At 70.0% G+C, this 2,073-nt stretch carries 5 protein-coding genes; 3 read left to right on the top strand and 2 right to left on the bottom strand.

Annotation, left to right across the window (positions count from 1 at the left end; genetic code table 11):
• Window positions 1–328: hypothetical protein (locus tag VFO68_RS18650; protein ID WP_325159591.1), on the bottom strand; the 328-nt coding region annotated here is incomplete at its 3' end.
• A gap of 186 nt (window positions 329–514) precedes the next feature.
• On the opposite strand from VFO68_RS18650, the gene VFO68_RS18645 reads away from it, so the two are divergent.
• The 3 genes from VFO68_RS18645 (at window position 515) to VFO68_RS18635 (ending at window position 1,589) form a co-directional block, all read left to right on the top strand.
• Window positions 515–727 carry a ribbon-helix-helix protein, CopG family gene (locus tag VFO68_RS18645; RefSeq protein WP_325159590.1) on the top strand — a complete coding sequence of 71 codons (213 nt, stop codon included), beginning with the start codon at window positions 515–517 and terminating at the stop codon, window positions 725–727.
• Window positions 728–1,068: 341 nt separating this feature from the next.
• Window positions 1,069–1,380, top strand: coding sequence for a hypothetical protein (locus VFO68_RS18640; protein ID WP_325159589.1), 312 nt, complete (start codon window positions 1,069–1,071; stop codon window positions 1,378–1,380).
• Between the two features lie 86 nt (window positions 1,381–1,466).
• On the top strand, window positions 1,467–1,589 hold the full coding sequence (locus VFO68_RS18635) for a hypothetical protein (RefSeq protein WP_325159588.1): 123 nt from the start codon (window positions 1,467–1,469) through the stop codon (window positions 1,587–1,589).
• 98 nt (window positions 1,590–1,687) lie between these two features.
• Here the strand turns inward: VFO68_RS18635 and VFO68_RS18630 are convergent.
• Window positions 1,688–2,073 (bottom strand): EamA family transporter (locus VFO68_RS18630; RefSeq protein WP_325159587.1); only part of this gene is annotated, 386 nt, incomplete at its 5' end.

The raw sequence follows: 2,073 nt of genomic DNA, 5'->3' as shown, positions 1-2,073 counted from the left end.
GGCGGGCGCTGAGCCGGTGCAGCTCGCTCGTGAGCAGGACGCGGGCGGTCTCGACCACCGCGAACACGGTGACCGCGGGGGCCGCGAACCGCGCCACCTGGAGTTGCCACGGCAGGTCGCCGCCCTCGGACAGCGGCTCGGCGTCGAGCACGTAGAGCTGGAGGGTGAAGTAGAGGACGTCGATCGGGCTCTGGCGGTAGTCCGGGTGCTCGGCCAGATAGATCCCCATGCCGTGGTACCCGAGCAGCAGCGCCGCGACCGCCAGGCCGATGAAGGCGAGTCGCAGCACGGTCACCGGCGTCTGGTTCCGTTCCTCTGTGTGCTCCATCAGCCACCTTCGTACGCCGGATACATCGAGTATCCCGCATGCGGCCAACCTCGGTCGTCCCGCGGAGCCGGCACGGATCCGGTAGGAAGACGGTAAAAAGCCGGCTTCGGGCTGGCATGAGGACGGCAGATCGGTCAGACTGATGAACGGATGACCACGCACCGTCGCGAACAAGGGTGGACCGCCATGAAGACGATCAAGCTGACCGTCAGCCTCTCCGAAGAGGTGGTCCGCGCGCTCCAGGAGATGGCTCAGGAGGAGGGCACGTCGGTGACCGAACAGCTCCGCCGGGCCATCTCGACCCAGAAGTGGCTGCACGAGGTGCGCAAGCAGCGCGGCGCTCGGGTGCTCATCGAGGATCCCGAGGCCGGCACCCGCGAGGTCGTGTTCGTGAAGTAAGGGCGGCCGCCCGGGCGCCGTCCCCCGGACCGGGTCGGACGTCCGGGCTCCTGAGATGTCCGATTAGGGCTGATCATGGCATAACAGCATTTTTCCTTACCCTGACGGTCGGTAACGTTTTGCCGGCTCTGCGGCAATGATCTGGACATGGCCAGCAACCACGGGTCGGGCCGGCCGCACAAGCAGGAAGAACTCGACCTCCATGCCGAGGATCCTCAGTCTGCACGGCGCGGCATCACCGATCCCACCGAGACAGAGCGGCGGACCCTCCCCCTCCTCGCGTCATACCTGAAGCGCCGGCGCGCCGCGTCCACCCGCGTCCGAAACGGACGGTGGTCCCGGTGAACCGGACCACCCCCGAGGTGCAGGATGAGGTTCTCGACCTGTCCCGCCAGCCGGACGAGCGGGAGGCCAGCACCCGGGGGCTCGTGCCGCCGGTCGCCGGGCCGCCGCAAGACCACGTCCGGTCGGTGGCGCTCCAACTGTTGCTGATCTTCGAGGTCTGCCTGTTCTCCGTGCTCATCCTGGCCACCATGATCGCCTGGCTGCGCCCGGAGGCGCTCCAGGACATGATCGGCTTCTTCGGCACGGTGGTCGCCACCATGGGCACCCTTCTCGGCGGCGTCGTCGCGTTCTATTTCACGCAACGCTGACGCCCACCCGCGCCCCGACGGGCCCGCCCGTCGTCCGGGACTGAGCCACCGGTCAACCGAAACCCGCGTCTCGTACGCTTCAGGGCGTGTCCGAGATCGACGGGACGACGCCCGCGGCGGCGGCGGACCGGCCCCAGGCCGTCCGGGTGTCCACCCTTGAGCTGTTCTTCGACCTGGTCTTCGTGTTCACGCTGACCCAGCCGCGATGATCGTCGAGGACCTGCCGCGGCTGCGGGCCAGCGGCGGTACGACGATCCACACGTTCGGCCGCACCGAGAACTGACGCCGGCCCGTCCCTCCGCGTTGATCAACCAGGGAGGAGGGTGAGCAGGGCGATGCCGGTGACGACGAGCGCGGCGCCGGCCACCCGGCGCAGGCCCAACGGCTCGCGGAACACCACGAGCCCGATCAGCGCGCCGAACAGGATGCTCACCTCGCGCAGCGCCGCGACGGTGGCCAGGCTCGTGCGGGCCTGCGCCCACACCGCGATGCCGTACGCGGCCGTCGCCACGGCGCCGCTGACCACGCCGACCCGCCACACCGCCCGGCAGTCGCGGACCAGCCGGCGGCCGCGCCGCACGGCGAGCACCAGCACCACCGCCGCGCCGTCGAGAAGGGACATCCAGGCCAGGTAGCCGGCGGTGGTGCCGGACGCCCGCACGCCCACGCCGTCGAGCACCGAGTAGCCGGCGA

The organism is Actinophytocola sp. (assembly GCF_035712165.1).
Lineage (GTDB): Bacteria > Actinomycetota > Actinomycetes > Mycobacteriales > Pseudonocardiaceae > DASYTH01.
The sequence above is the reverse complement of the archived record's forward strand: the minus strand, read 5'-3'. Positions and strand labels throughout refer to the sequence as shown.